General features: G+C 59.3%; 1 protein-coding gene. It reads right to left on the reverse strand.

Translation table 11 applies throughout. The annotated features are described in order from the left end of the window. Positions 1-32 precede the first annotated feature (32 nt). Positions 33-1,589, reverse strand: coding sequence for an ISL3 family transposase (locus tag A6U86_RS35015; RefSeq protein ID WP_077473006.1), 1,557 nt, complete (start codon positions 1,587-1,589; stop codon positions 33-35). Between the last annotated feature and the right edge of the window lie 64 nt (positions 1,590-1,653).

Raw genomic sequence — 1,653 nt, forward strand, 5'->3', positions numbered from 1 at the left:
TGGCTCTGACGCACATTTGCTGCTGTGCAGGTCTACGACGCACCGATCAACCGCGCCTGCAGGAGATCGAGTTTTGCTCTTCCGTACATCTGGCGCTTAATGAGCTTTAAGCGTGTGATCTGTCCTTCCGTTTGCCCATTTGACCACGGTGATATGATTGCATTCCTGACGGCGTCGAGGTCTTTTTCGACGCCGCCGGCAAACGATCCGACCAAGCTGTCCTTAGCGGCTTCCAACCACTCGTCGAGCTTCCGCGCTGTCTTCGAGCGGATCATGGACTGGAAATCACCAATGGCCGTACGGGCGACCACAAGGTCCGGGACGTTCACTTCGATCGCCGCCACCAGGATCGCTTCGGATTTTGCAAGGTCGTCGCGCGCGGTGGTCATGAGCCGTGCGATAACCCGTGCGGACGGCGTTCTGGCGAGCCCGCTCTGATTGGCCTTTTCCGCAAGACGTCGGCGTTGAGCCCATTGCGATACGACACCACTCTGTCCCACAAAGCCCTTCGTCTTCATCTCACGCCAGAGTGCCGAAGCGTTCCGTGCCCCTTCTTCCCAGCGGCTGTTGAGCCAAGGCGACCAGCTATCCAGAGAACTTGGCCGCGTTCGGAACACGTCGAGACGCTGCCCCCTTAAAATGTCGCGAACGAGCTTCCGGCTATGGCCGGTTTGCCGCACAATCTGCCGAATTGATGTTCCCTTTTTCGACAGCTCCCGAACCGCCTCGTTCGTTTCCTGGCGGCGTAGATACCCCTCATACTGCAGCTTCTCGGCGTAGGTCAGAAGCTTTGGATCAACGACACTGCTGCCGACCGCCTGCCTGATCTGTCGCATCGACTTGCCGACAGCGTCGAGGAAGGCCCGGCTGGAATTCTCCATTAGGTGCCAGCGATCAGCAACCTGCTCAGCATTGGGCAATGCCTTCGCAATAGCCTCACCATAGCCGCCGCCCCGATCGCGAGCGACGGTGGAGATCGACTGATGCCCGGCAAGCCACGCTCGAGACGTATCCAACGCTCGATCCTGTAGCAGGGTGACGGGCTTCCGCCGCTCCAGATCGCAGACGATCGTTCCATAGGTTTGGCCCCGCCGGAAAGCAAAATCATCAATGCCGATGACGGTGAGTTCATCATCCTGGTCGGCAACACGGCGGCGAACCACCCGCAGCAGTGTGTCATTGCTCACTGGTACCATCAGACGATTGGCAAAGGCCGCCGCCGGTCTGCCACCGAGCGCCAAACCAAGATGGTGAACAATGGTCTCCAGCCGCTGGGTGCGCCGACCGTAACGTGCGAGCACGCCACTATCGAACTGTTCGCAGAAGATACGCCGACCGCACAGAACGGCATCGCACCAGAACCGACGCGTCACGATCGCCAGCTCAACTCGACGACCGCCAAACGGCAGGTCAGCGGGCCGACGCAGATATCGGCTTTGAACTCGTCGGCTCTGTCGACCACAGGCTGGACACGTTCCGGAGAGGGCGCGCGATCGCAGCCGAACTTGCACACGCTCTTCGATAATCGTCACATCATCAACTGCAAAACCGGACGGAGCGAGGCTCGCCCGTTGAAATCGTTGCTGCATAGCTGATCCTCCGATGAACCAGCAGAAGCATCATCCTCAACAGCAGCAAATGTGAGTCAGAGCC

The organism is Rhizobium sp. AC27/96, from assembly GCF_001692325.1.
Classification (GTDB): domain Bacteria; phylum Pseudomonadota; class Alphaproteobacteria; order Rhizobiales; family Rhizobiaceae; genus Rhizobium.